This is a genomic window from Sphingopyxis sp. LC81 (assembly GCF_000756375.1).
In the GTDB taxonomy this organism is placed as follows: domain Bacteria; phylum Pseudomonadota; class Alphaproteobacteria; order Sphingomonadales; family Sphingomonadaceae; genus Sphingopyxis.
Window position 1 is genome coordinate 80,389 of record NZ_JNFD01000018.1, and the last position, 25,609, is coordinate 105,997.

At 64.5% G+C, this 25,609-nt stretch carries 25 protein-coding genes and 1 pseudogene; 3 read left to right on the plus strand and 23 right to left on the minus strand.

Annotation, left to right across the window (positions count from 1 at the left end):
• Positions 1 to 3: 3 nt before the first annotated feature.
• The 7 genes from xth to FG91_RS09670 all read right to left on the minus strand — a co-directional run bounded on the left by xth (position 4) and on the right by FG91_RS09670 (position 6,878).
• Positions 4 to 774 carry an exodeoxyribonuclease III gene (gene xth, locus FG91_RS09640; protein ID WP_037514480.1) on the minus strand — a complete coding sequence of 257 codons (771 nt, stop codon included), beginning with the start codon at positions 772 to 774 and terminating at the stop codon, positions 4 to 6.
• 39 nt (positions 775 to 813) lie between these two features.
• On the minus strand, positions 814 to 1,155 hold the full coding sequence (erpA, locus tag FG91_RS09645; RefSeq protein WP_037514481.1) for an iron-sulfur cluster insertion protein ErpA: 342 nt from the start codon (positions 1,153 to 1,155) through the stop codon (positions 814 to 816).
• 92 nt (positions 1,156 to 1,247) lie between these two features.
• Positions 1,248 to 1,880: a M23 family metallopeptidase gene (locus FG91_RS09650; RefSeq protein WP_235211999.1), complete on the minus strand. Its 633-nt coding sequence runs from the start codon at positions 1,878 to 1,880 to the stop codon at positions 1,248 to 1,250.
• 187 nt (positions 1,881 to 2,067) lie between these two features.
• Entirely contained in the window at positions 2,068 to 2,859 is a 792-nt protein-coding gene (locus FG91_RS09655) for a ferritin-like domain-containing protein (RefSeq protein ID WP_037514483.1), read from the minus strand.
• Between the two features lies 1 nt (position 2,860).
• Positions 2,861 to 3,328, minus strand: a complete 468-nt coding sequence (locus FG91_RS09660) for a peroxiredoxin (protein WP_037514484.1) — start codon at positions 3,326 to 3,328, stop codon at positions 2,861 to 2,863.
• Complete coding sequence (locus FG91_RS09665) at positions 3,325 to 6,030, minus strand: bifunctional [glutamine synthetase] adenylyltransferase/[glutamine synthetase]-adenylyl-L-tyrosine phosphorylase (RefSeq protein WP_081940512.1); 2,706 nt, start codon at positions 6,028 to 6,030, stop codon at positions 3,325 to 3,327. The genes FG91_RS09660 and FG91_RS09665 overlap by 4 nt, the downstream gene beginning before the upstream one ends.
• A gap of 53 nt (positions 6,031 to 6,083) precedes the next feature.
• A complete protein-coding gene (locus FG91_RS09670) occupies positions 6,084 to 6,878 on the minus strand; it encodes a response regulator (protein ID WP_037514487.1) in 795 nt (264 codons plus the stop codon).
• Positions 6,879 to 7,087: 209 nt separating this feature from the next.
• Between FG91_RS09670 and FG91_RS22015 the strand changes: the two genes are divergently transcribed.
• A complete protein-coding gene (locus FG91_RS22015) occupies positions 7,088 to 7,258 on the plus strand; it encodes a NepR family anti-sigma factor (protein WP_156377358.1) in 171 nt (56 codons plus the stop codon).
• Between the two features lie 3 nt (positions 7,259 to 7,261).
• Here FG91_RS22015 and tgt read toward each other — a convergent pair whose 3' ends face one another.
• The 3 genes from tgt to FG91_RS09685 form a co-directional block, all read right to left on the minus strand.
• Complete coding sequence (gene tgt, locus FG91_RS09675; RefSeq protein WP_037514488.1) at positions 7,262 to 8,386, minus strand: tRNA guanosine(34) transglycosylase Tgt; 1,125 nt, start codon at positions 8,384 to 8,386, stop codon at positions 7,262 to 7,264.
• A 47-nt stretch (positions 8,387 to 8,433) separates the two neighbouring features.
• A complete protein-coding gene (locus FG91_RS09680; RefSeq protein ID WP_037514489.1) occupies positions 8,434 to 8,922 on the minus strand; it encodes a hemerythrin domain-containing protein in 489 nt (162 codons plus the stop codon).
• Between the two features lie 61 nt (positions 8,923 to 8,983).
• A complete protein-coding gene (locus tag FG91_RS09685) occupies positions 8,984 to 11,170 on the minus strand; it encodes an EAL domain-containing protein (RefSeq protein WP_037514491.1) in 2,187 nt (728 codons plus the stop codon).
• Between the two features lie 222 nt (positions 11,171 to 11,392).
• On the opposite strand from FG91_RS09685, the gene FG91_RS09690 reads away from it, so the two are divergent.
• Positions 11,393 to 12,055: a helix-turn-helix domain-containing protein gene (locus FG91_RS09690; RefSeq protein ID WP_037514576.1), complete on the plus strand. Its 663-nt coding sequence runs from the start codon at positions 11,393 to 11,395 to the stop codon at positions 12,053 to 12,055.
• Positions 12,056 to 12,127: 72 nt separating this feature from the next.
• Here FG91_RS09690 and FG91_RS09695 read toward each other — a convergent pair whose 3' ends face one another.
• The 6 genes from FG91_RS09695 to FG91_RS09720 all read right to left on the minus strand — a co-directional run bounded on the left by FG91_RS09695 (position 12,128) and on the right by FG91_RS09720 (position 18,550).
• A complete protein-coding gene (locus FG91_RS09695) occupies positions 12,128 to 12,541 on the minus strand; it encodes a hypothetical protein (RefSeq protein WP_037514493.1) in 414 nt (137 codons plus the stop codon).
• A 110-nt stretch (positions 12,542 to 12,651) separates the two neighbouring features.
• Positions 12,652 to 13,569 carry a hypothetical protein gene (locus FG91_RS22365; protein WP_037514494.1) on the minus strand — a complete coding sequence of 306 codons (918 nt, stop codon included), beginning with the start codon at positions 13,567 to 13,569 and terminating at the stop codon, positions 12,652 to 12,654.
• A gap of 8 nt (positions 13,570 to 13,577) precedes the next feature.
• Positions 13,578 to 16,205: a hypothetical protein gene (locus tag FG91_RS09705; RefSeq protein WP_235212000.1), complete on the minus strand. Its 2,628-nt coding sequence runs from the start codon at positions 16,203 to 16,205 to the stop codon at positions 13,578 to 13,580.
• On the minus strand, positions 16,202 to 17,008 hold the full coding sequence (locus FG91_RS09710) for a fimbrial biogenesis chaperone (RefSeq protein WP_235212001.1): 807 nt from the start codon (positions 17,006 to 17,008) through the stop codon (positions 16,202 to 16,204). Before FG91_RS09710 ends, FG91_RS09705 begins: the two co-directional genes overlap by 4 nt.
• A gap of 93 nt (positions 17,009 to 17,101) precedes the next feature.
• Positions 17,102 to 17,887, minus strand: a complete 786-nt coding sequence (locus FG91_RS09715) for a hypothetical protein (protein ID WP_037514495.1) — start codon at positions 17,885 to 17,887, stop codon at positions 17,102 to 17,104.
• 138 nt (positions 17,888 to 18,025) lie between these two features.
• Positions 18,026 to 18,550, minus strand: coding sequence for a spore coat protein U domain-containing protein (locus tag FG91_RS09720; RefSeq protein WP_037514496.1), 525 nt, complete (start codon positions 18,548 to 18,550; stop codon positions 18,026 to 18,028).
• A 526-nt stretch (positions 18,551 to 19,076) separates the two neighbouring features.
• Here FG91_RS09720 and FG91_RS09725 point away from each other — a divergent pair.
• Positions 19,077 to 19,751 (plus strand): helix-turn-helix domain-containing protein, encoded by a 675-nt coding sequence (locus tag FG91_RS09725; protein ID WP_268746376.1) that lies wholly within the window; start codon positions 19,077 to 19,079, stop codon positions 19,749 to 19,751.
• 13 nt (positions 19,752 to 19,764) lie between these two features.
• On the opposite strand, the pseudogene FG91_RS21410 reads toward FG91_RS09725, so the two are convergent.
• From FG91_RS21410 to FG91_RS09755, 7 genes and pseudogenes are all read right to left on the minus strand, one after another.
• Positions 19,765 to 19,872: pseudogene (locus FG91_RS21410) on the minus strand (S-adenosylmethionine:tRNA ribosyltransferase-isomerase); the annotation flags it as partial.
• Between the two features lie 473 nt (positions 19,873 to 20,345).
• Positions 20,346 to 21,542 carry an endonuclease domain-containing protein gene (locus FG91_RS09730; RefSeq protein WP_037514498.1) on the minus strand — a complete coding sequence of 399 codons (1,197 nt, stop codon included), beginning with the start codon at positions 21,540 to 21,542 and terminating at the stop codon, positions 20,346 to 20,348.
• A gap of 345 nt (positions 21,543 to 21,887) precedes the next feature.
• Positions 21,888 to 22,919, minus strand: coding sequence for a tRNA preQ1(34) S-adenosylmethionine ribosyltransferase-isomerase QueA (gene queA / locus FG91_RS09735; RefSeq protein WP_037514500.1), 1,032 nt, complete (start codon positions 22,917 to 22,919; stop codon positions 21,888 to 21,890).
• Between the two features lie 23 nt (positions 22,920 to 22,942).
• Positions 22,943 to 23,749: a peptidylprolyl isomerase gene (locus tag FG91_RS09740; protein ID WP_037514502.1), complete on the minus strand. Its 807-nt coding sequence runs from the start codon at positions 23,747 to 23,749 to the stop codon at positions 22,943 to 22,945.
• 86 nt (positions 23,750 to 23,835) lie between these two features.
• A complete protein-coding gene (gene coaD, locus FG91_RS09745) occupies positions 23,836 to 24,342 on the minus strand; it encodes a pantetheine-phosphate adenylyltransferase (protein WP_037514503.1) in 507 nt (168 codons plus the stop codon).
• Positions 24,342 to 25,223 (minus strand): farnesyl diphosphate synthase, encoded by an 882-nt coding sequence (locus FG91_RS09750; protein WP_037514582.1) that lies wholly within the window; start codon positions 25,221 to 25,223, stop codon positions 24,342 to 24,344. The genes coaD and FG91_RS09750 overlap by 1 nt, the downstream gene beginning before the upstream one ends.
• 45 nt (positions 25,224 to 25,268) lie before the next feature.
• Positions 25,269 to 25,544, minus strand: coding sequence for an exodeoxyribonuclease VII small subunit (locus tag FG91_RS09755; protein WP_037514504.1), 276 nt, complete (start codon positions 25,542 to 25,544; stop codon positions 25,269 to 25,271).
• Positions 25,545 to 25,609 lie beyond the last annotated feature (65 nt).

The window sequence follows — 25,609 nt, forward strand, 5'->3', positions numbered from 1 at the left end:
GCGTCAGCCGAGGATTGCCCACGTCGGCGCGTGGTCGCTGGCCTTCTCGCGGCCGCGATGATCCTTGTCGACCCCCGCGTCGACCAGCCGGTCGGCGAGCGCGGGGCTGAGCAGCAGGTGATCGATGCGGAACCCATGGTCGCGCTGCCAGCCGCCCGCCTGATAATCCCAGAAGGTCCAGATGCCGCCCGCCGGATGGCGGCTGCGGAGCGCGTCGGTCCAGCCGTCGCCGAGCAGGCGGAACCAGGCGTCGCGCGATTCGGGCTGCATCAACGCGTCGGTCGCCATGACGCGCGGGTCCCACACATCGTCATCGTGCGGGATGACGTTGTAATCACCCGTGAGGATCGTCGGGATTTCAGAGGCGAGAAGGAATTTCGCGCGCTCGCGCAGCCGCGCCATCCAGCGCAGCTTATAATCGAATTTCGGTCCGGGCTGCGGATTGCCGTTGGGAAGGTAGATCGACGCGACGCGCAGGCCATGGACGTCGGCCTCCAGATAACGCGACTGCTCGTCCTCGGCCTCGCCCGCGAGCCCGCGCTGCACCTCGACCGGCTGTGTGCCCTTGGCGAGGATCGCGACGCCGTTGAAGCCCTTTTGGCCGTGATAGAGGAAGCCGTAGCCCGCCGCCTCGATCTCCTTGGTCGGCATCGTTTCGTCGCTCGATTTCAGTTCCTGCAGGCAGGCGACATCGGGCTGCGTTTCCTCGAGCCATTCGACGAGGCGTGGCAGACGGGCCTTGATCCCGTTGATATTGAAGGTCGCGATTTTCATGCCGCACCTATGGCAGCAAGCACGCAGCTTAGAAAGGCGTCAGATCGAGAAGCTCGATCCGCAGCCGCAGCCCGAGGCGGCGTTGGGATTTTCGACCTTGAACGACGATCCGCCGAGCGAATCGACGAAATCGACGATGCAGCCGCGCACCAGGTCGATGCTGACCGGATCGACGACCAGCTTCACTCCGTCGGTTTCGGTGACGATATCATCGGCATCGATTTCTTCGGCAAGGCCGAAGCGATAGGTGAAGCCCGAACAGCCGCCACCATCGACCGCGAGACGGAGCGCGGCCTCAGCCTCGCCCTTGCGGTCAGCGATCCAGCGGACGCGCGCCGCGGCGGCGGGCGACAGGGTGATATCGGAAAGCTGTGTGGCCATGATCGCTAGATAGGCGTCCTGTTCTCAAATAAAAAGGGCGCCTCGACGGTTGACCCGCCTGGCGCCCCTCCTCTCCGACCCAGGAAAGCTCGTTATTCGGGACCGCCCATCGCGACATTCTTGCCGGTGATCGCTGCGATCGCCATCTGGTCCGAGCGAACGAACGGCATCGGGTTGACCGGTGCGCCTTCGATGCGGACTTCATAATGGAGGTGGTTGCCGGTCGAACGGCCGGTCGAACCGACGTAACCGAGGACGTCGCCCTTTTTGACCGACTGGCCGGGGGTGACGACATAAGAAGACATGTGGCCATAGCGCGTCTGGATGGCGTTGCCATGTTCGACTTCGACATAATTGCCATAGCCGCCGAGGCGCTGGGCGCGGCCGACGATGCCGTCGGCGGTCGCGTAAATCGGGGTGCCGTGCGGCGCCGGAATGTCGATGCCATTGTGGCGGGCGACCTTGCCGGTGACCGGATGGACGCGCATGCCGTACGACGACGACAGCGACATCTGGTCGATCGGGCGGCGCGAAGGCACCGCGACGCCAATCGAGGCGGTCAGGCCGGTGTCGAGACGCTTCCACGCCTGGAAAATCGCGCGCGCTTCGCTGTCTTCGCCGGTCGCGGGAACGCCAGCGGTAAAGCTGTCGTCATCGGGCTCGTCGGGAGTGACAATGCCAGCGTCGGCGCTGGTGTCGGCAGCGTGGGCGGCCGGCGTGGCCAATCCGAAACATGCTGCCGCACAGAGAATCGCGACTTGGTGCAACTTCTGCGTCAGAAGAGTGTTAATCAAAACTACGACCCCGCATCTGCCATGTCGCCAAAGTCCGTAAAAGGGGCCTTGGCGCCGGTGTTTTCTTGGTTTGGATGATTGCTCATCCCCCGCGGAAGCCTGTGTGCTGCCCCAATCCTTACGAAGCAATAACGGCGTAGAATTCTTGCGTTAAACCGGCGTCGTGGCGCGCCGAGTCGTTGAACGGAGGCTTCAAACTGCCCCGAAACCGCGATTTCACTAGGGCGTGCCACGTTTCAACGACGTTGAATCCCCTTTCGTCGCACTTTTGCCGGAACCAGACTGTGCCCGCGCTCACATGGCGGATTTCATCGTTGTAAATACGCGATAAAATCTTCGCCGACGCCTCGTCGCCGGCGGCGCGGAAGCGTTCGACGGTTGACGGCGTGACGTCAAGCCCGCGCGCCTCGAGCACCATCGGCACGATCGCGAGCCGTGCGAGCACGTCATCCGCCGTGTCCTGCGCCGATTCCCACAATCCGGCGTGCGCCGGGAGCGCGCCATAATAGCTGCCGAGCTGCCGCAAACGGCGGTCGAGCAAGGCGAAATGCATCGCTTCATCGGCGGCGACGCCGATCCAGTCATCGACGAAAGCGCGCGGGAATTCACCGCCGAACCGGCCCACCAGGTCGACCGCAAGATCGATCGCGACGAATTCGATATGCGCGAGCGCGTGGAGCAACGCGATGCGGCCCCGCTCCGACCCGCCCTTGCCGCGCCTCGGCATCCGGTTGGGCGCGAGCAGTTCGGGCTCGGCGGGCCACGCGGGCTCGGCGGGCATCGCGATGTCGCAGCGATGCGCAAGGCTCCCCTGCCGCCACGCACGCGCCATGCTGCGCGCCGCGCGGCGCTTGTCGTGCGGGTCCGGCGTCAGCAGGACCGCGCGCGCGGCTTCACCCAGGGTTGGCATGTCAGAGGGCTTTTGCCGCCTCCAGCACCGCGTCGGCATGGCCCTTCACGCGCACCTTGCGCCATTCTCTGACGAGCTTGCCGTCGGCGCCGAACAGGAAGGTCGAGCGCTCGATGCCCATATAGGTGCGGCCGTAATTCTGCTTTTCGACCCAGGTGCCGAAGGCTTCGCACACCGCACCATCTTCGTCGGAGGCGAGGCGGACGGTCAGGCCGTATTTGTCGCGGAATTTGCAGAGTTTCGCCGGCGCATCGCGCGATACCGCGAGGATCTGAGCGTCCAGCTTCGAAAACTCGGGCGCGAGGCGGGTGAAATCCTGCGCCTCGACCGTGCAACCCGGCGTATCGGCTTTCGGATAGAAATAGACGACGAGCGGCGCGCCTTTCATCGCGGCAAGGTCGATCGCCGCACCATCGGCGTCGAGGAGTTTGACCGCGGGAATCGCATCGCCAATTTGGGGACCGCTCATTTTTCATTCTCCTGTCCGGGACGAATCGACGCCCACCAGTTCGCGATCTCCTGCCGCGCCGCATCGTGCGCGGCAAGCAGTTGCGGCCAGCCAGGCTCGCCGCACTGGCTTGCCACCAGTTGGCGCGCGGCGGCGGTCGGGGGCTCGCCCTCGGGCGCGGTGAGGCGCAGCATGACGAGCATCCGCGCGAGCAGGCCATGCGCGTCGACCACCTCGGGCGGGACAAGCCCCGCCGCCTTCAAACAGGCGAGCGCGGCCGAGATATTCGGATCGTGGCACTGGCCGCTGACGAGCTGCGTCACCTGCATCGCGAATTCGAGGTCGACGAGCCCGCCCGGCCCGCCCTTGATGTCGAGCGCGCCGTTGGCGGGTTTGTGCGCGGCGATCTTGCCGCGCATCTCTGCCGCGTCGGCCGCAAGCTTTGCCGGATCGCGCGGGATCGCAAGCAGATCGTCGATGATGCGCTGCACCTCCGCTTTCGCCGCATCCGAGCCGTACACCGGCCGCGCGCGGAGCAGCGCCATATGCTCCCACGTCCACGCTTCCTCGCGCTGATAGCGTTCGAAGCTGTCGACCGTCACCACGAGCGGCCCCTGCGCGCCCTGCGGGCGCAGCCGCGTGTCGACATCGTAGAGCTTGCCCGCCGCGGTCGGCACCGACATCGCACCGGTCACGCGCTGCGCGAGGCGGTTGTAATAGGTCGTCGCGCCGAGCGGGCGCGGCCCGTCGGATTCGGCGAGATGATCGCCGGTGAAGAGATAGATGAGGTCGAGGTCCGACGCATGCGTCAGCGCCCTGCCCCCGAGCCGCCCGAGCGCGAGCACGACAAGCTCGCTGTCGGGGACGCGCCCGTGCGCCGCAACGAATTCGGCGACCGTCGCGTCGGCGAGCACGCCGAGCGCGGCCTCGGCCAGCTCCGAATAACCGCATGCAATCACCAGCGGATCGGTCGCGCCCGCGACGAGCTGCGCGCCATAGGCAAAGCGCCGTTCGCCGACATGGTCGCGCACGCGGTCGAGCAGCCGTTCGTAATCGAGCGCCGCGAGCCCCGGCCCCCATTCGGCCGCCAGCTGTTCCTTGTTCGCGGGGGCATCGAAGGCGCGCTGGTCGATCAGCCCTTCGATCAGCTGGGCGCGCGTGCCGAGCGCGTCGGCGAGTGTTGGCGCGAGCGACAATATCCGGGTCGCGATGCGCGCCAGGGCCGGCTGCGCAGCGAGCAGGTGGAAGAAATTGATCGCGCTCGGCAGGCCCCCCACCAGTTTGTCGAAGCGCGTCAGCGTCGCTTGCGGATCGGGCGCCGCGCCCAATGCCTTGACCAGTTCGGGCAGCATCGTCTCGAGCGCGTCGAGCGCCGCGGGGCTGCGCAGCGCGCGGAGCTTGCCGCCGCGCCATTCCGCGATCGTGCGGAGCGCGGCATCCGGCGGGTCGAACCCCGCCGCGATCAATTGTACCGCGAGGCTATCCTCGTCGCGCGGCAGGCCGGTGGTCACCGCGCGCTCGGCGACGAGCCGGTCGTAACAGCCGCCGACGTCGTTCACGACGGGTTCGAGCGCCGCGAGCAGCGCCGCGCCGTTGGCCTCGCCATCGAGCCGCGCCACACAGTCGAGCGCCGCTTCCTGCGTCGGCAGGCTGTGCGTCTGCTGGTCCTCGATCATCTGGAGCCGGTGCTCGATGCGGCGAAGCGTCGCATAATGGTCCGACAGGCGGGCCGCGACCTCGGGCTCGATCCGCCCCGCTGCCGCGAGCGCCGCGAGCGCATCGACCGTCGCGGGAACGCGCAGCGACGGATCGCGCCCGCCATAGATGAGCTGATGGACCTGCGCGAAAAACTCGATCTCGCGAATCCCGCCGCGCCCGCGCTTGAGGTCGAAGCCCGGCCCGAACGCCTGTCCCTGCGCGAAATGGTCGCGGATCCGGTCGCTCATCGCGCCGATTTCCTTGAGTTGCCGGAAATCGAGGCTGCGGCGCCAGATGAAGGGCTGGATCGCCGACAGGAACTGCTCGCCGAGCATCCGGTCGCCCGCCGATGCGCGGCTGCGGATGAACGCCGCCTGCTCCCACGCGAGCGCTTCGGATTCATAATAGGAGATCGCGGCGTTCACCGGAAGCACGATCGGCGTCACTTCGGGATGCGGGCGGAGGCGCAGATCGACGCGCAGCACATGGCCATCGCCGGTGCGCGCCGACAAAATCTCGGTCATCCGCCGCGCGATCCGCACCGCCGCCTCGCCCGGGTCGTCGCGTTGACGGCGCGGCAGCGTTTCGGGATCGAAGATCAGGATCGGGTCGATATCCGACGAATAATTGAGCTCGTAACTGCCAAGCTTGCCGAGTGCGATCACCGCCAGGCCGCGTGGTTCCTCGCCGGGCACGCGTTCGGCGAAGGCGGCTGCGAGAGCGGCGTCGCACGCCTGATCGGCGAAATCGGAGAGCAGCCGCGTCGTCGTCGCGACATCATGCTCGCCCGACAAATCGCCGAGCGCGAGGAGCAGCGCCATCCGCCCGCGCCACTGGCGCAGCGTGCGCATGATATCATCATCGACCGGCGGTGCGGCGACAGCCGCGAGCGCGGCATCGGTGCCTTCGCTCGAATATCGCGCAACATCGTCGGGATAGAGTTCGGCGAGCCGCGCGAGAAAGGGCGCGTGTGCGCCAAGCCGGTCGAGCGCCGACTGGCGGCGGGAAGCGTCCATAAGTGTCATCGCCCCGCCCTATCACCCGCGCCGCGGCGCGTGACAAGGGCGGGCGACACTGCTCAGGCCGGGATCGTACTTTCGTCGAAGAACAGCACCTGCGAGATCGCCGCGCGCAGCGTCGCGGGCTGATAGGGCTTGGTGAGGAGGAAAGCGGGCTCGGGCCGGTCGCCGGTCAGCAGCCGTTCGGGGAAGGCGGTGATGAAGATGACCGGCACCTTCACTTCGGTCAGGATTTCCTGCACCGCCTCGATCCCCGAGCTGTTGTCGGCGAGCTGGATGTCGGCGAGCACGAGGCCCGGCTGATGCTTCTGCGCTTCGTCGACCGCCTCGCGGTGCGTCGTCGCGACGCCGACGACGTCGTGACCGAGTTCGCGCACGATCATTTCGATGTCCATCGCGATGATCGGCTCGTCCTCGATGATCAGGATGCGCGCGCGCGTCTGACGGTCGATCTCTTCGGTCGCGTCGGCGATTAGCGCGCGCACCGCCTCGGCGTCGCGGCCGATGATCCGTCCGGTGTCCTCGAAGCTGAAACCCTCGACCGCGGTGAGCAGCAGCGCCTGCCGTGCGAGCGACGGAATCCGGCGCAGGCGGGCGTCGGCAATCGCGATATCGGACAGCGCACCGTCGTCGGTCGCGGCCGCCTGTTCGGTCATCAGCCCGAAATTGTCATGCACCATCCGGTAAAGCTGAATCCGCAAATCGGCGCCGGTATCGACCGCGCCGGGGTTCGCGACGAGCGTTTCGAGCAACCGCGCGACCAACGCATCGCCGCTTTGCTGGCTCCCGGAAATGGACCGGCCATAGCGCCGCAAATAGGGAAGATGCGGCGCAACCGACTGACCCAATGACATATTTTACCTCCTGATAGCCGCACATATTTTGACGGACGCGTCCGGAAAAGGGACAAACGCCCGTGCTTCCCCCGCACCATCCGATATATTTCAACCTTTGGGAACGATTTAGCCGCAAAATAGTTTCATCGGGAAGGAACAAACGCGCCATTGCGCTTTGGTGTACGCGCGGTTAGCAAAAGGTCCCATGTCCAGCGGATGCTTCGATAATGTCGTCTAAAACCGGTTCGCCACGCAGCGAGACCTCCGGAAAGGACGCGGATAAAAAACCTTCCGCCAAGGGGCAGGACGTCAACGGCGCCCTGCGTCGCGCCTATGAGTCCACCGTCGACGAAGATATTCCTCAGTCTCTGCTCGACCTGCTGGGCAAACTCGACTGATTTTCAGCGCCGGTAGCGCGCGTCGAAATCGCTTTGGAACGACGCGAAGCGGCCCGCGGCGATCGCGTCGCGCATGTCCTGCATCAAATCCTGATAATAATGCAGATTATGCTGCGTCATCAGCATCGCGCCGAGCATCTCGCCCGAGCGCACGAGGTGGTGCAGATAGGCGCGCGACCAGGTCGTGCAGACGGGGCAACGGCAATCCGCATCGAGCGGCGCCTGATCCTCGGCGAATTTCGCGTTGCGGATATTGATCGGGCCGTCGCGGGTGAAGGCCTGCCCGTTGCGCCCCGAACGCGTCGGCAGCACGCAATCGAACATGTCGACCCCGCGCGCGACCGCGCCGACGAGGTCGTCGGGCTTGCCGACCCCCATCAGGTAACGCGGCTTGTCGGCGGGTAGCTGGCCCGGAGCATAATCGAGCACCCCGAACATCGCCTCCTGACCTTCGCCGACGGCGAGCCCGCCGATAGCATAGCCGTCGAAACCAATGTCGGTCAGCGCCGCCGCCGAGCGCGCGCGCAGCTTCGCGTCGAGCGAGCCCTGCTGGATGCCGAACAGCGCCGAACGCGCGGCATGCTCCTCGCCCGCGTCGAAGCCGGCGCGGCTGCGCGCCGCCCAGCGCATCGAGCGTTCCATGCTCGCCTCGGCGCGCTTGCCGTCGACGCCGTTCGGCGGGCATTCGTCGAACGCCATCACGATATCGCTGCCGAGCAGGCGCTGGATTTCCATCGAGCGTTCGGGAGTCAGCATGTGGCGCGAGCCGTCGAGGTGGCTCTTGAACGCGACGCCCTCCTCGCTCTGCTTGGTCAGCGCCGACAGGCTCATCACCTGATAACCGCCGCTGTCCGTCAGGATCGGCCGGTCCCAGGCCATGAAATTATGCAGGCCGCCCAGCCGCGCCATCCGCTCGGCGGTCGGGCGCAGCATCAGATGATAGGTGTTGCCCAAGATGATGTCGGCGCCGGTCGCGCGGACCTCGGCGGGACGCATCGCCTTCACCGTCGCCGCGGTGCCGACGGGCATGAAAGCGGGGGTGCGGATCTCGCCGCGCTGCATCCGGATCACGCCCGTGCGCGCGGCGCCGTCGGTCGCGGCGATCGAAAAGGCGAATCTGTCGGTCATGGCGCGCGCCTATGGCGGGACGCGCGCCGAAAGTCGAGGGCGGGCGGTCAGGCTTTCGCGTGCTCGCTCGACGGCTCTTCCTCGGCCGCCTTCGCCTTTTCCTTCGGCTTTTCCTTCTCGAATATCTTGATGAGCTCGCGCTTCTTCGCGTCCGACAGCCCCTTTTCGGCCTGCGGGAACATCTCTTCCTCCTCCTCGTCGATATGGTGGAGGTAGCGCTCCTTCATCGTGCGGAAGCGCGTGAGCCAGCCGGTCGAGGAAAAATCCATCTCGTAGAGTTCGGTCAGGAAATCCTCGATCTCCTTATGCTCGGCGACGCTATGCTGCGCCTCGTCGCGGAGGTCGGGGTTCGCGAGCATCGTTGCATAGAGCGACATTTCCTCCGACGCCGCATGCGCGGTCACCTCGACGCGGAACGCCTCGAACAGATAGCGGCGCTCGTCGCTGTCGCCCTGCGTTTCGTCGATGCGGGCGAGAAGCTCGCGGTGCCGGTCGTGATCGGCTTTCAGTCGCGCGAAGATTTTGGTCTCGGTCATGTCGGTCTCCGTCCGTTGGCGGTCGGAGAGAGAACGGCCCAGCGAAGCGGCGGTTCCGGCGTTACGCCGCTTTCCAGTCGCTCGTCGTCGTAAAAGACGGCAGCGCGAGCGCCGAGGTCGACTGGGTCGCGGCGGCGATCAGATAGGGCGACACGCGGTGGCGCGTGCAGAGCCCGCCATTGCCGTCGCTGACCATCGTCTGTTCGAATTCGACGCCCTGCTGATGCTTCATCGACCGGCGCACGCTCGCGGTGACCAGCTGCCCTTCGCCGAAATCGATCACGAAGCGCGTGCCGATCGGCACATCGAGCAGCCCCTCGATGAAGGCGCCGGTCGCCGACAGGTTACGGATCACGACGGCATAGCGATGATTGTCGTGGATCGCCCCGACTTTGCGGAACAGCGAAAAGCGGTCGTTGCGCTGGCGCGCGGGGCCCGCCGGCTTGATCGTCCACGTCCCCTCGGCATGATCGAGCAGTTCGGCCTGCGGCACCGCCTTGCTATAGACATAGCCCTGGACGTGGCTGACGTTGAGCTTGCGGATGAGGTCGAGCTGGTCGAGCGATTCGATGCCTTCGGCGGTCGTTTCCATCTCGAGCGCCTCGGCGAGCGCGACGATCGCGGCGATGATCGCACCATTGCGCGAGCCCGGGATCGTTGCGTCGCGGACAAAGCTCTGGTCGATCTTGATCTTGTCGAACGGCGCGGATTGCAGATAGGCGAGCGACGAATAGCCGGTGCCGAAATCGTCGAGCGCCAGGCGAACCCCCAGCGCCTTCAGCGCCTCGAACATGTGCGCGGTCTCGGCCGTATCGCCCAGGAACACGCTTTCGGTGATTTCCAGTTCGAGCCGGCCCGGCGCAAGCCCGGTCGCCGCAAGCGCCTTGGCGACGACTTTCGGCAACTCGGCATTCGCGAACTGGATCGGCGAGACGTTGACCGCGACCCGCATGTCGCCCGGCCAGCTCGCCGCATCTTCGCATGCCGTGCGCAGCACCCACTCGCCGAGTGCCCAGATCAGCCCGGCTTCCTCGGCTATCGGGATGAACACCGCGGGAGAGATCACGCCGCGTTCGGGGTGGGTCCAGCGGATCAGCGCCTCGACCCCGCTCACCATGTTCGATTTGGAATGGACGACGGGCTGATACATCAGCGCCATCTCGCCGCGCACCAGCGCGTCGCGCAGATCGTCCTCGAGCGCGCGGCGATCCTCGGCGGCGGTGTGGAGGTCGCTCGAATAAAAGGCGAACCGCCCGCGGCCGTTCCCTTTTGCCGCATAAAGCGCAAGATCGGCGTTGCGAACGAGATCGTCGCTGCTGAGGCCGTCGAACGGCGCGATCGCGACGCCCACCGACGCGCCGATGATGCAGCGGCTGCCCTCGACCGAATAGGGTTGCGACAGGCTGGCGATGATGTCGGCAGCCATATCGCCCAGCTTGCCGCGATCCTCGATGTCGGGAAGGATGATCTGGAATTCGTCGCCGCCCAGACGGCTGACCATCTCCTTGTCGCCGACGATCTTCAGCAAGCGTTCGGCGACCTGTTTCAGCAGCGCATCGCCCGCCGGATGGCCGAGCGTGTCGTTGACCTGCTTGAAGCGGTCGAGGTCGAGCAGCATGATCGCGCATGACCGCTGCTGCTGCGCGAAGGCCGCGAGCGTCGTGTCGAGCTTTTTCGAAATGGCGAACCGGTTGGCGAGCCCGGTCAGCGAGTCATAGAGCGCCAGCCGCGAGGCGTCCTCGGCCGAACGGCGCTGCGCGGTCACGTCGGTCCCGCTGCCGCGATAGCCGGTGAATTTGCCGCCGCCGTCGAACTGCGGCCGGCCCGAAATCGCCCACCAGCGGTCGTCGCCTTCGAACGCGCTGCGCAGCGGCAGCTTGTCGAATTTCGATTGTTTGGTGAGCAGGAAGGGCAAGGTGCGCTGGCGCTCGCCGTGGCTGTCGACGGGCAGGAACAGGTCGGTGAGGGCGGTGCCGAGCAACGTGCCGGTCGTTCGCCCCATCAATCGCGCCACCGAATCGGTGATATAGGTCAGCCGCCCCTTGGCGTCGGTCGACCAGAACCAGCCCTGGCCGCTTTCCTCGTAATTCTGGAGCAGCAGCAGCGCTTCGTGGATATGCAGGTTCGCCGCGGTATCGCCGCGCTGCTTGCCGACACGCGAGCCGATCAAGCCGAAAAAGCCGCGCTGGCCTTCACCGGCTTCGTCATCGCTCTGGTCGCCGGAATCGATCCGCGATGGACTGTCCATCAAACAAACTCTTCAGCTGGTCCCCACACGCCAGCCGCTATGCCGACAAGGAATTGCTATAGTGTAAATATCTAAGGGTTTTCCGGAAACCGTGCCATTCGAGGACGTTGCCGGCATCGCCCGCCCGCGACACCGGGCGCCCCCCGTGACTTTCGGGCGCCCTGCCCTATTAACCTTCCGGCGAAGCCAAATGTTAATATCGGGCTCGCGATGGATGCGCGCATGGCGATGACGGTCTATCTCGACAACACGCCACGCTCGGCCGGAAATGGTCGTGCGTCGCGCCGGCAATTGCGCCTTCCGCTCCACGGGTCGAAGGCGGCGGGCGCCGAAATCGAGGCGCTGGTTCACAATATTTCGGCCACGGGCATGCTCGTCGAAAGCATAGTGCCGCTCGAGGTCGGCGAGATCGTCGAGGTCAATCTGCCGCACAGCGGCAAAACCGCCACCCGCGTGATCTGGACCAGCGAGGGCATCGCCGGATGCCAGTTCGAAATGCCGATCTCGCCCGCAACGCTCAGCGCCGCGCAGCTGCGAAGCGTGGTGGGCGCCGATGCGCCCGCGCCCGATCGCCAGCCCGCCGCCGCCGAAAGCTTCGGCGTCCGCCTGCAACGGCTGCGCACGGCGAAGGAGCTGACTCAAGGGCAGCTCGCCATCCATTTGGGGGTCAGCGAACCGTCGATTTCCGCCTGGGAGCTCGACAAGGCGCGGCCCAAAGCCGGCCGGATGGAAGCCTTGTCGCTCGCGCTCGGCGTCGAAATCGCCGAACTCCTCGGCATTGACGAGGCCGAAAATCTGAACGAGCTGGTCGCGAGAGCCAAGGCGCAAATCGCCAGGGCGGCGGGCGTCAGTCCCGACAACATCAAGTTCACGATCGAGATGTGACCCGCCGGTCGCGCAAACACAAAACCCTCCGACATCGCCGGAGGGTGCGTGCTTGGCGGTAATTGGCCGGCGTCAGGTGGGGATGATCGTCAGTTCGAAACGATCGGTGTCGAAGCCCTGCTCACCGGGCACTGCCGCGATGGGCCGCTCCCGGACCCGCGGGCCGGTCGCGCGGCTGAGAACCGCATGGCCCGAGCCGTTGAGGACGATCTCGTCATTTCCGGCGATGATCCGCGCGCCTTCCAGCGAACCCGGCGCATAGTTGATCACAAGATCATAGCCCGTCGGGGCGTTGCAATATTCGCGGAAGCTGCCGAGCGACACGGCATTGCCGCTGATCGCGCCAAATCCCGTCGCCTGATGCTGCACCGTGCAATGCACGGGAACCGTCAGGCTGAGGTTGAAGCCGAACGTGGCCGCCGTGGCGGTCGTCGGCGCCGCAGCGAGTATGAAGCCCGCAACGCCGAGCGAGAATTTCTGAATCATCCGCCAAACCTTTCCGCCTGTAGGCCGAAGCTGTTGGATGATTGTTTAGGCTCGCAAATCTAACATTCAGTTAAGGCGCGCCGCCCGAACGCGCTGCCGAAACGGATGCGTCAGCGTGCGGTCACCGCGATCGAGATGACGTCGCTGTACGTTCCGGCACGACGATCGGCGGTATCGCCGACCACGAACTGGATCGGCAGCGAGTCGCGGCGAAGCCCGCCGTTCGTGGGGCCGGATACGGTCCGCATACCCGTCAAATTGACCGAGTTTCCGCCGATCGCGAGGCTATAGGGCACATACCATTCGCTCGAACCAAGACGCAGGCGTCCAGAATTGGCCGACGTGACGCTGAGGTCATAGGAACCGGTACTGGCGACGCGAAGCTGGAGCGGCACCGGCGCGACGCCGGGACGCAGTTCGCCAAGGTCGACCACCGCATGGCCGTCGTTCATCGTATAGGCGCCGGTCAGCCCGATCCGCGCCGACGGCAGAACCTGCATCCCCAGCACGATGCGCGTGCCGCCGAGCGAACGGAAATTGCCGTCCTGCGCTTCGATCGTCACGTCCTGGGTAAAGGTGCCCGACTCTTTCACATCGTCGGGATCGGCGACCAGCTTGAACAGCAGCGTCCGCGACGCATTCGGACCCAGCTTGACCATGCGCTGCGACGGATAACGCTGCGTCTGGCCCGCGCGCGGCGTCACGTCCTGCGTATCGGTCAGGTTGAGCAAGGCATAGCCGATCCGCTTCCCCGAGCCCTTCGACAGGCCAAAGGGCGGCTGGCTCAGTTCGAACGTCGGGGTGAAGCGGCATTCCGCCGCGCCTTCATTGACGAAGGTAACGCCGAACGTTCCTTCGGGAGTCGCGCTATCGAACGGGTCATAACCCTGGATCATCCAGCTTGTCGGCGTCGCATTGGCGCGGATCAGGCAATCGGCACCGCGGACGCTCGCACCGGGAGCCGGCGCCTGCGCGTGGAGCGGCACGGCGAAGAAGGCCGCGGCGAGGAACAGGGTGTGGCGCAGCATAATGCCTCCTAGTTTTTCGTACCGGGGCGAACGGTGCCAAGGTTCAATAGACCATCAGTGTCCGCCGGTACTGTGAATTCGAAACTCCGGTCGACCGTGCCGTTCGGTCCATAGGTTTCCACCAGATAGCGGCGGCCCGGCAGCAAATTGGTGATCGCGAAGCGTCCGACCGAATTGGTGAAGAACGGGATCGGCTTGGGGCTTTCGGCGTCCTTGACATCGAGAAGCGTCACCCGGCCGCCGATCAGCGACACGGGCTTTTCGGGCGCAAGAACGAGCGTGCCCATGACGCTGGCGAACGCGTCGGTGCCGATACGCGCCGCATAGCCGCTCTTGTAGGGCGGATGGACGCGGAACACGCCGGAGCCGGTGTCGTATCCCGTCGGCGGGTCTTCGACGTCATATTGCACCGACTGGGTGGTATAGGAGCCGAGGAAATTATTGACCGCTGCGCCGAGCGCTCCGCTCTTGCTGATATAGTTGTTCTCGGCGAGCGACTGCCCCGCCACGACGCTGCGCTTGCCCAGATTCTTGTGCGGTTTCAGCAGCATGAAACTGTCGTTGATGCGCCGGCCGAGGCCGACGCTGCCGTCGGCGAATGCCAGCGTCGTGCCGACGCGGACCGAGGTCGCATTGACCGCGCCGAAATCGGAGATGCTGGGGCCGAAGGTTGCGTGGCTGATCCCCGCGTCGAACCGGTTCGCCGAATAGGTCGCATAACCCTGGGTCCGGACACTGTCGTCGTCGCGCGCGACGATCCCGCCGAAACCGACGCTGTCGAGCTGGTTGAGCCCGCTCTGGTTATACGACAGCTCGGCCAGATTGTCGCGGCTTTCATAGCGCGCTTCGGCGCGGCGGCGATAATCGGGCTGGAAGGTGATGCCGATGTTCACGCTGAATCCGCTGCCGCGCGAAAAGGCCGAGGGATATTTGGAATAATCGACCCCGGCGCGGAGTGTCCAGCGCCGATCGAGCCGGTAATAGCCCGTGGTCCCAACGCGATAGCTGTCATTGAGCGCGCCGCGACCCTTGATATAGGAGGCGGTCGACGTCGTCATGAAGCGCAGGTTGAACTGGTGCGTATATTGCGCCGAGACCGACATCGACGTCGTGTTGATCCCGTCGAGATTGCCGAGTGTGGCGAATTTCGGCGATACATAGTCGGCGCGCACCGTCAGGCTGTCGGACAATCCCTCGCGGTCGATGAAATGCTCATAGCTGATGCCGCCGGCAAAGCCCTCACCCACCGATTTGGCGTGGCTGGCGCCGCCGTCGAGCAGCAAGCGCCCGCCGTTGGGGAGCACGAACTGCGTCTGCCCGGTGAGCGTCTGAACATCCTCGCTGAGCTGAAGCCCGACCCCGATCGCAGGACGATTGAAAAACGCCTTGCGAAAGAAACCGGTGAACGCCACCGGCCCGCGATAATCGGGGGCGCCGCCGAAAGTACGGCTCGTCGGTCCGAGAAAAGCGCCATATTCATAATCGCCGGGATCAAGGTCGATCGGGTCGAGATATTGCTGATAGGACAGATTCTGCGTCGCGCCGCTATTGTCGGTGACCTGGATGTCGATGTCGTTGCTGCCCGCGATCAGCGGCAGCGAGCTGAAATCATAGCTGCCGGGTTGCAGCCTCAGTTCGCGATAAAGCGATCCGTTGCGCATGAAACGCACGGTCGATTCGCGCTGGAGCACGAGCTGGCGGTTCGATTGCAGGATCGCCGCACGAAAGCTGTTGAACCGCCGCTGCTGGCGCAGGACGCCGACGCCGCCCATCTGGACGAAGGACTGCTGGCCGCGGATTTCCGGATCGAGATCGCCGAGGAACCAGCGCCGATAGGCTTCGGGCTGGTCATAGACGAGGCGCGCATAATTGCGCGCGAACTTATATTTGCTGCCCGTCAGGCCGAAACGCTGGCCGAGCTGCGCGTCGCCTTCGAACACGATGTCGCCGACGCGCACCGCGCCGTCGAAATTGACCGTCGGCGGGTCGGTGCTCTCGGCTTCCCAGACCTTGGTCTGGATCACATTCAGGTTGAGAAAGCCCGAAAATCCGGCGGGCTGGAGCGTCACCTCATTGGCGTCGTTGCGCGGCGGTGCGAACAGATTCTGGATCGCGCGCTGTTCGGGCGTGACCTCGACGACGACGACCGCGAGCGTGCTGGGGTCGTAATTCAGCGCGACGCCGGTTTTTTGCAGGTCGTCGGGGCCGAACTGGGTCAGATTCTGCAAATGGCCCGCGAGCGCGCCATGCGCGGCATCGTTCAGGATCGGCCGCATCAGGCGGAGGAAGGTTTCGGATTCGAGCAGGAAGCGGTCGTCCGCCGTCATCCGCATCGGAATGTCGCCGAGGCTGCGGTTGAGGAAGGTCAGCGGCACCGTCATGTCGATGTCGCGGTTATAGGGATTGATGTCCGGGCGGCCATGTTCGCCGATCGGCAGCTGCGGCGTCACCGGCGTCGGCGCCGGGACGGGCACCATCGGCGTGCCGGGAAGCGGGATTGTCGTCGGGGCGCCCGCATCGCGTGTCGCGGGCGGCGCCTTGGGATTTTGGGGCAGCGGAATCGACACCTGCGCGGCCGCGGTGCCCGCGCACAGCGCCGGCAGCGCCACCGAACATAGTGCTGCGGCGATCCTCACTGTTTGAAGGTCAGCTTGATCGGGCCGGGACCGAAACCGGGAACGGGGACGCGGAAAATGCGCTCGCCGAGTGCGGGAACATAGCCTGTGCCGACGGCGCGGTTCAGTTCCTCGGGCGAAATATCCACGCGCAGCCATTTGCCTTCGCGGTCGGTTCCCTCGAGCTGCCAGCCGAAGTTCGACATCATCGCGTGGCGGCGGCCGCTGTTCTTCAGGGTGATTTCGACGCCGTCCTGCATCGGCGGCTTTTCGGTCGCGCCGGGCAGCGCGGGCGGCTGGTAATTCGCCTGCTTGACCTCGGTCGCCTTCACCTCGGGCTTCGCACCCGGAGGCGCGACGACGACGAGTGCGCGCATATTGTAAAGAACCTGCACCTGCGCACCAACCGAATCGGCTGCACCGGGTTCGAACGCGACGGGCAATTGTTCGACCGAGACATAAAAGGCCTGCGACGTCGCGGGCTCCGCATCGCCAACCCATTGCAGCCGGACAACCTGGCGCCCGCTCGCGGGCAACACGCCCTGCGGCGGAAAGACCAGGAACTGGTCGTCGGCGGGTGTTTCGGTGAAATTGCCCTCCTTGTCGATCTCCATGCGGAAGATGCGCGTCTGGAAGGCGAGATTGCCGGGATTGATATTCTGGATTTCGATGCGCGCGACGGCGTTGCTGCCGCGCGATTCCATTTCGACCACCATCGGCGAAACGCGCATCGCCAGCGCGGGGGTGACCAGCACCGCCAACGCGGCAAACACCGCGAGCAAAGCGCGCCACCGGCGCCGTACCATTGCCAATGCTGTCATCATCGAATCCCCCGCCGTTTCCGGCCTAGTCCCATCAATTCATAAAGAAAGGGGAAAGATCGCTCTTTCCCCTCCCTTCATAATCGCAGCGCAAACTTAGAGCGCGCGCAGCGTCAGCGTCGTCGTGCCGTTGTAGCTGCCGGCGACGAGGCCCTTGTTGGTGATGGCGGGCGCGACAATGTCGATTTCCATGTCCGAACGCCATGCGCCCTGCTGCTTGGTTGCGGTCAGCTGAGTCGTCGAAACGTTCAGCGACTGGCCGGTGCCGCCGGTCACGGCGTTCATCGCGACGCCCGTCCACGAAGCATTCACGCTGTACGGAATGTTCGCCTGGAATTCGTCGGTGTCGTAACCGCCGGCAGCCGAATTGACGAGGCCCGCGGCGTTGTTCTTGGTGATGACGACTTCGTTGTTGAAGTTGCAGCCCGCGGTCAGCGTTTCGATTTCGGCGGTCGCCGGACCGACCATTTCGAATGCCGAATTGACATTTTCATTGTCGCCGGTGCGAACGCCGATGACGCCGAAGTCGATGTTGCGCGCATTGGCGTTGTTGCCTGCGTAGAACGAGCAGTCCTTGTTCACCGTACCCTTGAGCGTGAAGACGACATTGACGGTCGGGGTAGCGGTTTCGCTGTCGTTCGGTGCATCGGCGTGCGCGATGTAACGGGTGCCGACGCCAAAGCCGATGCCGGCTTCACCAAGGATGGTGCCGATGGCGCCCGGGTTGGTGATTTCATAATCGACGGGGAGGCTGCCGATGAACGGAACGTTAACCGAACCGGTGCCCGCATAGTGGTGCTGATCGGTGTTCTGTGCAGCGGCGGGCGCGGCGGCGGCGATGAGCGCGATGGCGGCGACGGTGCCGCTAAGGATCTTCTTCATATTTTTCTTCCCTCTATCATGCCGCCCGGCCCAATGCCGAATGCGACCTAATACCTGCACCGAACTGGTCGGAGACCGGAGGGGCAGCGGTGCCTACCCTTCCGGCTACCGTCCGCGGTTCATCCGCGGACGAATTCGTTAAATCGGAGAGACCGTGATCGTGATCGTTTCCGAATAGTCGCCAGCCAGCAGCCCGGCCTCGCCCGAAGGCTGACCAAGCTCGACCGCCAGGACCATTCCGTCCGTCGCGATGCCGCCGTTGCTGGAGATGACGCCGCCGGCCAAAAGCTGGCGACTGTTGAAGGATTGGCTCACCGTCTGCCGCGACGGATATCGCACGGGCATTTCGACGGCGAGATTATAAGGCAGGACGCCACTGTACGGGCCTTGGCCGTTCGGCATCGTCGTGTGGGTCAGGCCGCCGCGGGCGCCCTTGATCGTCATGGTGAAGGGGACGTTGCAATCGAGCGCGACGCGCGTTTCGATGCCCAGGCCGCGGCGTTCCAGATTGCCGAAATCCATATTGGCGATGCTGCCCATCGCGCAATGCTGGCGGATCGCCCCGCTGACCGCGATGTCGAGCGATTTGACGTTCCGGATTTCTTCTGCGTTCGCGGGCACAGCAAAAGCCGCCGCGGCAAGCGCAAAAATCATGAACCTCATGACATGAACCCCCAAAATCCCAACGGTTTCAGGCTCCGCTTTGCGGATGGCCCTCTGGCACCCCCGTGCCCGACAAGTCGCGACCCGACTCATCAACCCGTCTGTTAATAAAAACTTAGTACATAAATTAAGACAGCTTCGCACCCCCAAATTGGCTCCGGCCAAAATTGGGCGCAGGCGATGTTGTTCAAGTTTAACGGAAATTGGCGCTTTAGTGCGCCTGCCGAGGGTTAATTCGGCGCACGTCAAGCGGCTGACTTGGCTATCGGCGTTCAGAATCGGGACAACCGATGTTAATATCTTAACAGAAAAATTGACACTAAGTTCAATTTGAACTGCCGAAATCGGGGGAAATCCGCGACGGATTACCGATTCACCCGCCGCAAGCAGCGCACAGTTCGCCCCAACGACGGCGAACGGACCTTGTTGCCGGGCATCCGGCGGAGCATGTGCCCGCGATGCGGCGTTCCCCATTAACCACTCGACAACCGATCGCGCGCATAGCTGGACCATGCCCATTCATGCGATGATCGAACAGAGACAGACCGGCGAGAGCACGCGCGGTGCGCCGCGCATGCATATGCGATTTGAAGCGGCGGGATCGCTCGAAGGCAGCGAGGGCACGACGGTGGCGATCCACAATCTGTCGGCGACCGGTATGCTGATCGAAACCGCATCCGATCTGGCCATCGGTCAGCGGCTGACGGTCGCCTTGCCCGAGGCGCCCGATTGCGCCGCCACCATCGTGTGGCGCAGCGAGGCGCTGGCGGGCTGCCGTTTCGACCGGCCGCTGTCGCGCGCGGCGCTCAGCGCGGCGCAGCTGCGCAATCCGCTTCCGGGCGACGTCGATCCGGCGCGCATCCCCGATGGCGACGAAATGCTGGCCCAGCGCCTGCTGCGGCTGCGAAAGGAACGCGGCCTCAGCCGCGCGGCGCTTTCGGATCTGACCGGGTTCAGCCGACCGAGCATCTGGGCGTGGGAAAGCGGCAAAACCGTGCCGCGGCGCAGCAACCTGCCCGCGCTGGCCGAGGTTTTTGGAATTTCGGAGCAGGAACTGCTCGCCGGCGAACCGTCAGCGGCGCATGGCGATCCCGCGGCGAGCGCGCAGCAAATGCATGCGCTGGTCCGGGCGAGCCGCGAAGAGATCGCCGCGCTCGCCGGCGTCGATCCCGCCAAGGTCAAGATCACGATCGAATATTGACGGGCCGCGCGCCCTATCGTGCGGGCAACAACAAACTCGCGTCGCCATAGCTATAGAAGCGATAGTCGTTTTCGATGGCATGGGCGTACGCCGCCCGCATCGTCTCCAGCCCCATCACCGCCCTATCGCTAACCACCTTCCGGTTCATAAATGGCGCGTCAGAAGAGAGACTTTTCCTGCATTTAGGCCCGGCGTTCGTTCTGTTATGAACATCGGGTAACTAGAGGGGGAGGCCATGCTCAAAACCATCAGGATCGCAGCACCGTTGCTCGTCGTCTTCGGCGCAGGAGCTAGCTACTCGACGCCAGCTCACGCGGCCTGCCAATGTAGCTGTGTGAACGGCCAAGTGCAGCCCATCTGCACAAGTTCAATTGACATTCGCCCGATCTGCTCACCCCGTATATGTCCAATCGTTCCGCCTGCGGTGAGGCCCATCGCGACGCCCGTCTTACCACCCATCGGGACGCGCTCTTGTCGAATGGAGCAAGTCGTGAACCCCTACACTGGGCAATATGAGTGGAAGAACATCTGCCGATAACACCCGCGCGGTGACGACTACCGCAGGTTGCTTTCGGAGCTAAAAACAGCCCGGAATCATGCATCGGCCATTTGGGATACGAACAAGTCCCAGAAATGTTCGTGGCCGAACTCCTGCAACGAGGGCCGGATCAAATTCGGCAGGCGATCATCCGAATCAAGCTGGTGGGCGATATCAGCATAATATTTTGACCTTGTCGTCATCGCTTCATCGAAATGCCGTTGGATTGCACCATCAATCGAGGGATTGTGGTGGGTGCGGGGGCGGACGATGACGGGCACCTCAATGACAACGCGCGGCGTTTGCCTTTCTCCGCCTCGGCGCTGGATAGCCTCATCCAGATCGCGCCTAGCTTGGTCAAACAATTCTTGATGCAGAGGGTGCTGTTTCCGCCACTCCTCCATCTCAATCTTGTGACGGGCCCATTTCATCGCTGCATCAAAGACACTTTTCTCACTCGCGATCGCAAGCTCAACCGGCTTCAAGGCTTCCGTCACCGCGAGAGATGTCGCCATATGCATACTGAATCGTTCAGCGGTGTCAGCCATTCCGGCCAGCATTCCTTTCGCTGTCGGCAACGAGACAGCGCGCAACGCATCGCCAACCGTCGGTCGGGGGGCTCTACCAGACAGTAGTGCTGCCTTCACCCGTTCCACTGCATCGCCCGGCGTCGTGAAAACCACTTTCGCAGGAATCCGAAGCACCGTGTAGGGGCCGCTCTGGAGGTCTTTGTCGCGGGCTCTGTCTCTAGCGATCGCTTCGGGCGAAGAGTGATAGGCTGCACCGTCAATCTCGATGACCAGCCAGTCGTTTGCCAAGAAATCGACACGATAGGGCGGAATTCTTGCCTGAAGGTCTAGCTTCAAGGTCTCCGATCTCAGCACACCCTTCTCGGGTTTCAGATCGAAAGCCGGGATCATGGCTTCGAGAAAAGCCGTTTCAGCAGGGGATTCGCAAATAGGCAGGAAGCACGAAACCCAATCGCTATCTTCGGCCGTCACCGACCATCTGCGGTCAAACCACCCGTTAGGATGAACATCCTTGGGCCGTCGATGATCGGCAACGATGGACCAGGCGAGTAGCGCTGCAACTATAAAAAGCAGCGGGAAGATGAACCCCACAACAAAGAGGATGGCAGCAATACCTACCCGCACGCCGGTACTAAATGGTTGCGGCATCAATTCCCCCTCGCCGTCGCCTATCCAAGCGTAGCCGAAAAAATAATAAGAAAAACCCTCCGACTGCCCGGCCACGTAATGCCGCGAGCCAACAATCGGAGGGGGGGGTAGAAATTAGGCTGGCGCCGCAGCCCAGTCGTTGCCGATCAGATTCGCGGCGGCATTGGATGCCGATCGCAAAGTGGTGTCGGAAACATGGGCATACCGGGAGCCATGTGGGCGGCATAACGCGTGACCACGTTCTCGACGCTTTCGAGATGATCGAATTTGTGCTCCAAAATCGATACGGAACGTCAAAAGCGGCATTGTTAGCGAAGGTGGCGGCCGTAAACGCGGCCAAAGGCCCTGTGGCCGCCCCTGACGCTGAGCCTTGAGTTCGAGCTGAGCCTTGGTCGATATGCCTTGAAAGTGCCTTTTGCCTTAGTCCCCCGGCAGTAACAGACTTGCGTCCCCATAGCTGTAGAAGCGGTAGCCTTCCTCGATTGCATGCCTGTAAGCTGATTGCATAATTTCCAATCCCATCAGCGCACTAACCAGCATGAACAGGGTCGAGCGCGGCAGGTGGAAATTGGTCATCAGCCCATCGATCGCCTTGAAGCGATAGCCCGGCGTGATGAAGATCGCGGTGTCGCCCGCGAAGGGCGCGATGACGCCGTCATCCTCTGCCGCGCTTTCGAGCAGGCGCAGGCTGGTGGTTCCGACCGCGATGACACGGCCGCCCGCCGCGCGCACCGCGTTGAGCCGCGCCGCGGTATCGGCGTCGATCCGCCCCCATTCGGCGTGCATGACATGGTCTTCGGTATCGTCGGCCTTCACCGGCAGGAAGGTGCCCGCACCGACGTGCAGCGTCAGCGTTTCGCTCGCGATACCCGCGGCCGCGAGCGCATCGAGCAGCTTCGGCGTGAAGTGCAGCGCCGCGGTCGGCGCCGCGACCGCGCCATCTTCGCGCGCGAACATCGTCTGATAATCGCTGCGATCGTCGTCGTCGGTGGGGCGCTTGCCCGCGATATAAGGTGGGAGCGGCATCGTGCCCGCGCGTTCGAGCAGGACTTCGACCGGCTCGTCGCCCGCGAAGGCGAGGATGAAGCTGCCGTCGGCGAGCCGTTCCTCGGCGAGCGCCGCGACGCCCGCACCGAAATCGACGCTTTCGCCGACGCGCAGCCGCTTGGCGTTGCGGATGAACGCCTGCCAGCGGCGCAGGTCGATGCGCTTGTGGAGCGTCGCGCCGATCTTCGCCTCTCCGCGCCGCCCTTCGAGCTGTGCGGGAATGACGCGCGTATCGTTGAAGACGAGGCAGTCGCCCGGGCGCAGCCATGCGGGCAAGTCCGCGACCCCCGCGTCGACGATCTCACCGCCATCGACCACGAGCATCCGCGCCGCATCGCGCGGGCGCGCGGGGCGGAGCGCGATACGCTCATTGGGCAAATCGAAATCGAAGGCGTCGACGCGCATGATCTTGGTGCGCGTGCCCGCGCTTACTGCTTGATCGGAGCGTTAAGCTCGTCGACCGTCACGGCGGGCGCGGCGACCGGCGCGGGCACCGCTTCGGTCAGCATCGAGGCGGGCGGGATCGGCTTGTTGTCGGCGGCGACCGACACCTGCACCATGCGCGACATCACTTCGGGCGGCTCGCCCTTATGGATAGCGTCGACATATTGCATGCCCGAGATCACGCGGCCGAACGCGGTGTAGCGGCGGTCGAGCGCGAAGCGCGGCTGGAGCATGATGAAGAACTGGCTGTTCGCGCTGTCCTCGCTCTCGGCGCGCGCCATCGACAGCGTGCCGCGCAGATGCGGGGTGACGTTGAATTCGGCCTTGAGGTCGGGAAGCTGCGAGCCGCCCTGCCCGGTCGCGGTCGGGTCGCCCGTCTGCGCCATGAAGCCGTCGATCACGCGGTGGAACTTGATCCCGTCATAGAAACCCGCGCGCGCGAGTTGTTTCAGCCGCTCGACATGGTTCGGCGCGACATTCGGATAGAGCTGGACCACGATCCGGCCGCCCGTCGAAAGGTCGATGTTGAGCATATATTCGGGGACGCCCATATACTGGTCGGGGGCCATCGCCGGGATTGCAGGCGGCGCCACGGTCGCCGGAGCGGCTTCGGTCGCCGCGGGCGCGGTCGGGGTTTCGACCGGCGCGGGCGGGGGCGTTTCGACGGGCGGCGCCGGCTGGCTCTGCTCGGGGTTCGGCCCCGGTGCGGGCGGCGCATCCTGCGCGACGGCCGCGCCTACGAGACCGAACGCCATCGCCGTAAGAACCAAGGGGCGGAAGGATGATTTCATGCTGGATCGGCCTTTGGATAATAAACTGGAATTGCGCCCCGATGGCGCGCCCTAGCCGGAAAAAGCTGAACGCTCAATGATCGGTATCAGCGGTCGCCCTGAAGAAGGCCCCGCTCGGCGATGCGCGCGACGACGGCATCGCGCACCGAAGGCGTCACAAATTTGTGGATATCGCCGCCGAAGATCGCGATTTCCTTGACCAGCCGCGATGCGATCGGCTGCAGCCCGACGTCGGCCATCAGGAACACCGTCTCGATCCGGTCGTTGAGCTGCTGGTTCATCCCCGCCATCTGATATTCATATTCGAAGTCGGCGACCGCGCGCAGCCCGCGGACGATCATGGTCGCCCCCTCGCGCTCGGCAAAATCCATCAGCAGCGCATTGAATCCGACGACGCGGATGTCGCCTTCGATCGACGCGACCTCGGCCTTCACCATCGCGATGCGCTCGTCGTCGTCGAACATCGGCGACTTGGTGATATTGGTCGTCACCCCGATCACCAGCCGGTCGACCAGCTTCGCGCCGCGGCGAATGATGTCCATATGGCCGAGCGTGATCGGGTCGAAGGTTCCGGGATAAACCCCAATGCGCATCAACGGTCCCTTTCCACCACATAACGGGCGATCGCGCGCAGCAGCGCAGCCTCTTCGCCAAAACTCGCGAGATGTCCGATCGCCTGGTCGACCAATGCGGTCGCCTGTTCACGCGCGCGTTCGAGCCCCATCAAGGTGACGAAGGTCGCCTTGCCCGCGGCATCGTCCTTGTGCAGCGCCTTGCCCGCCAGTTCCTCGTCGCCCTCGACATCCATGATGTCGTCGGCGATCTGGAACGCGAGGCCGATGTCGCGCGAATAGGCGCGCAGCGGCGCGCGGCCCTCGGGCGGGATGCGCGCGAGGATCGCGCCGGCCTCGACCGAAAAGGCGATCAGCGCCCCGGTCTTGAGCTGTTGCAGCCGCGTCACCGTCGGCAGGTCGAAATTCGACGTCTCGGCGGCGAGATCCATCATCTGTCCTCCCGCCATCCCCGCCGGACCCGCGGCGCGCGCGAGTTCGCAGCAGAGCTCGCCGCGCACGAAGGGATCGGCGCTCGTCACCGGGTCGCACAGCCATTCGAACGCGAGGGCGTGGAGCGAATCGCCCGCGAGCACCGCGGTCGCCTCGTTGAACGCCTTGTGCACGGTCGGCTTGCCGCGGCGCATGTCGTCATCGTCCATGCACGGCAGATCGTCGTGGATCAGCGAATAGGCGTGCATCGCCTCGACCGCCGCGCCGACGCGCAGGGTCAGCATGCGGTCGACGTGGAACAGGTCGCCCGCCGCACGGACGAGCAGCGGGCGCAGCCGCTTGCCGCCGGCCACCGCGGCATGGCGCATCGCTTCGTAGAGCGGCCCGCGCGGATCGGACGGAACGGCGAGCAGTTGATCGAACAGCGTGTCGATCCCGGCCGCGACCTCATTCTGGGTGGAAAGCAGCAATTGCCGCTCGCGCGAAATTTCGCTGTCGACGAGCGTCACCGTGGATCAGCTTTCGCCGAAGGGGGTCGTTCCCGCCGGCCGGCCGTCGGCGCCCAGGCTGACCTGTTCGATGCGCGCCTGCGCTGCGGCCAGCCGCGCCTCGCAATGCCCGCGCAGCGCATGGCCGCGCTCATAAAGCGTCACCGATTCCTCAAGGCTGACATCGCCGCTCTCGAGCCTCCGCACGATCGTTTCGAGCTCGCCCATCGCCGCTTCGAACGACAGCGAGGCGATATCGGCGGCGCCAAGGGTTTCAGGGGCGGGTTCGGGGGTGTCCGTCATGGGCCCTGCTTTGGCCCCTTCGCCCCCGTCCGGTCAAGCTTGACGTGGTGATTTTGCCCTATAGC

What these genes read in the sequence shown, in the direction of transcription:
- FG91_RS09690 (WP_037514576.1), top strand. Translation starts at nt 11,393, where the DNA reads ATGGCGATGACGGTCTATCTCGACAACACGCCACGCTCGGCCGGAAAT.
- FG91_RS09680 (WP_037514489.1), bottom strand. Translation starts at nt 8,922, where the DNA reads ATGACCGAGACCAAAATCTTCGCGCGACTGAAAGCCGATCACGACCGG.
- tgt (WP_037514488.1), bottom strand. Translation starts at nt 8,386, where the DNA reads ATGACCGACAGATTCGCCTTTTCGATCGCCGCGACCGACGGCGCCGCG.
- FG91_RS09670 (WP_037514487.1), bottom strand. Translation starts at nt 6,878, where the DNA reads ATGTCATTGGGTCAGTCGGTTGCGCCGCATCTTCCCTATTTGCGGCGC.
- FG91_RS09720 (WP_037514496.1), bottom strand. Translation starts at nt 18,550, where the DNA reads ATGAGGTTCATGATTTTTGCGCTTGCCGCGGCGGCTTTTGCTGTGCCC.
- queA (WP_037514500.1), bottom strand. Translation starts at nt 22,919, where the DNA reads ATGCGCGTCGACGCCTTCGATTTCGATTTGCCCAATGAGCGTATCGCG.
- FG91_RS22015 (WP_156377358.1), top strand. Translation starts at nt 7,088, where the DNA reads ATGTCGTCTAAAACCGGTTCGCCACGCAGCGAGACCTCCGGAAAGGAC.
- FG91_RS09715 (WP_037514495.1), bottom strand. Translation starts at nt 17,887, where the DNA reads ATGAAGAAGATCCTTAGCGGCACCGTCGCCGCCATCGCGCTCATCGCC.
- erpA (WP_037514481.1), bottom strand. Translation starts at nt 1,155, where the DNA reads ATGGCCACACAGCTTTCCGATATCACCCTGTCGCCCGCCGCCGCGGCG.
- FG91_RS09725 (WP_268746376.1), top strand. Translation starts at nt 19,077, where the DNA reads ATGATCGAACAGAGACAGACCGGCGAGAGCACGCGCGGTGCGCCGCGC.
- FG91_RS09665 (WP_081940512.1), bottom strand. Translation starts at nt 6,030, where the DNA reads ATGACACTTATGGACGCTTCCCGCCGCCAGTCGGCGCTCGACCGGCTT.
- xth (WP_037514480.1), bottom strand. Translation starts at nt 774, where the DNA reads ATGAAAATCGCGACCTTCAATATCAACGGGATCAAGGCCCGTCTGCCA.
- FG91_RS09695 (WP_037514493.1), bottom strand. Translation starts at nt 12,541, where the DNA reads ATGATTCAGAAATTCTCGCTCGGCGTTGCGGGCTTCATACTCGCTGCG.
- FG91_RS09660 (WP_037514484.1), bottom strand. Translation starts at nt 3,328, where the DNA reads ATGAGCGGTCCCCAAATTGGCGATGCGATTCCCGCGGTCAAACTCCTC.
- FG91_RS09710 (WP_235212001.1), bottom strand. Translation starts at nt 17,008, where the DNA reads ATGATGACAGCATTGGCAATGGTACGGCGCCGGTGGCGCGCTTTGCTC.
- FG91_RS09755 (WP_037514504.1), bottom strand. Translation starts at nt 25,544, where the DNA reads ATGACGGACACCCCCGAACCCGCCCCTGAAACCCTTGGCGCCGCCGAT.
- FG91_RS22365 (WP_037514494.1), bottom strand. Translation starts at nt 13,569, where the DNA reads ATGCTGCGCCACACCCTGTTCCTCGCCGCGGCCTTCTTCGCCGTGCCG.
- FG91_RS09655 (WP_037514483.1), bottom strand. Translation starts at nt 2,859, where the DNA reads ATGCCAACCCTGGGTGAAGCCGCGCGCGCGGTCCTGCTGACGCCGGAC.
- FG91_RS09740 (WP_037514502.1), bottom strand. Translation starts at nt 23,749, where the DNA reads ATGAAATCATCCTTCCGCCCCTTGGTTCTTACGGCGATGGCGTTCGGT.
- coaD (WP_037514503.1), bottom strand. Translation starts at nt 24,342, where the DNA reads ATGCGCATTGGGGTTTATCCCGGAACCTTCGACCCGATCACGCTCGGC.
- FG91_RS09685 (WP_037514491.1), bottom strand. Translation starts at nt 11,170, where the DNA reads ATGGACAGTCCATCGCGGATCGATTCCGGCGACCAGAGCGATGACGAA.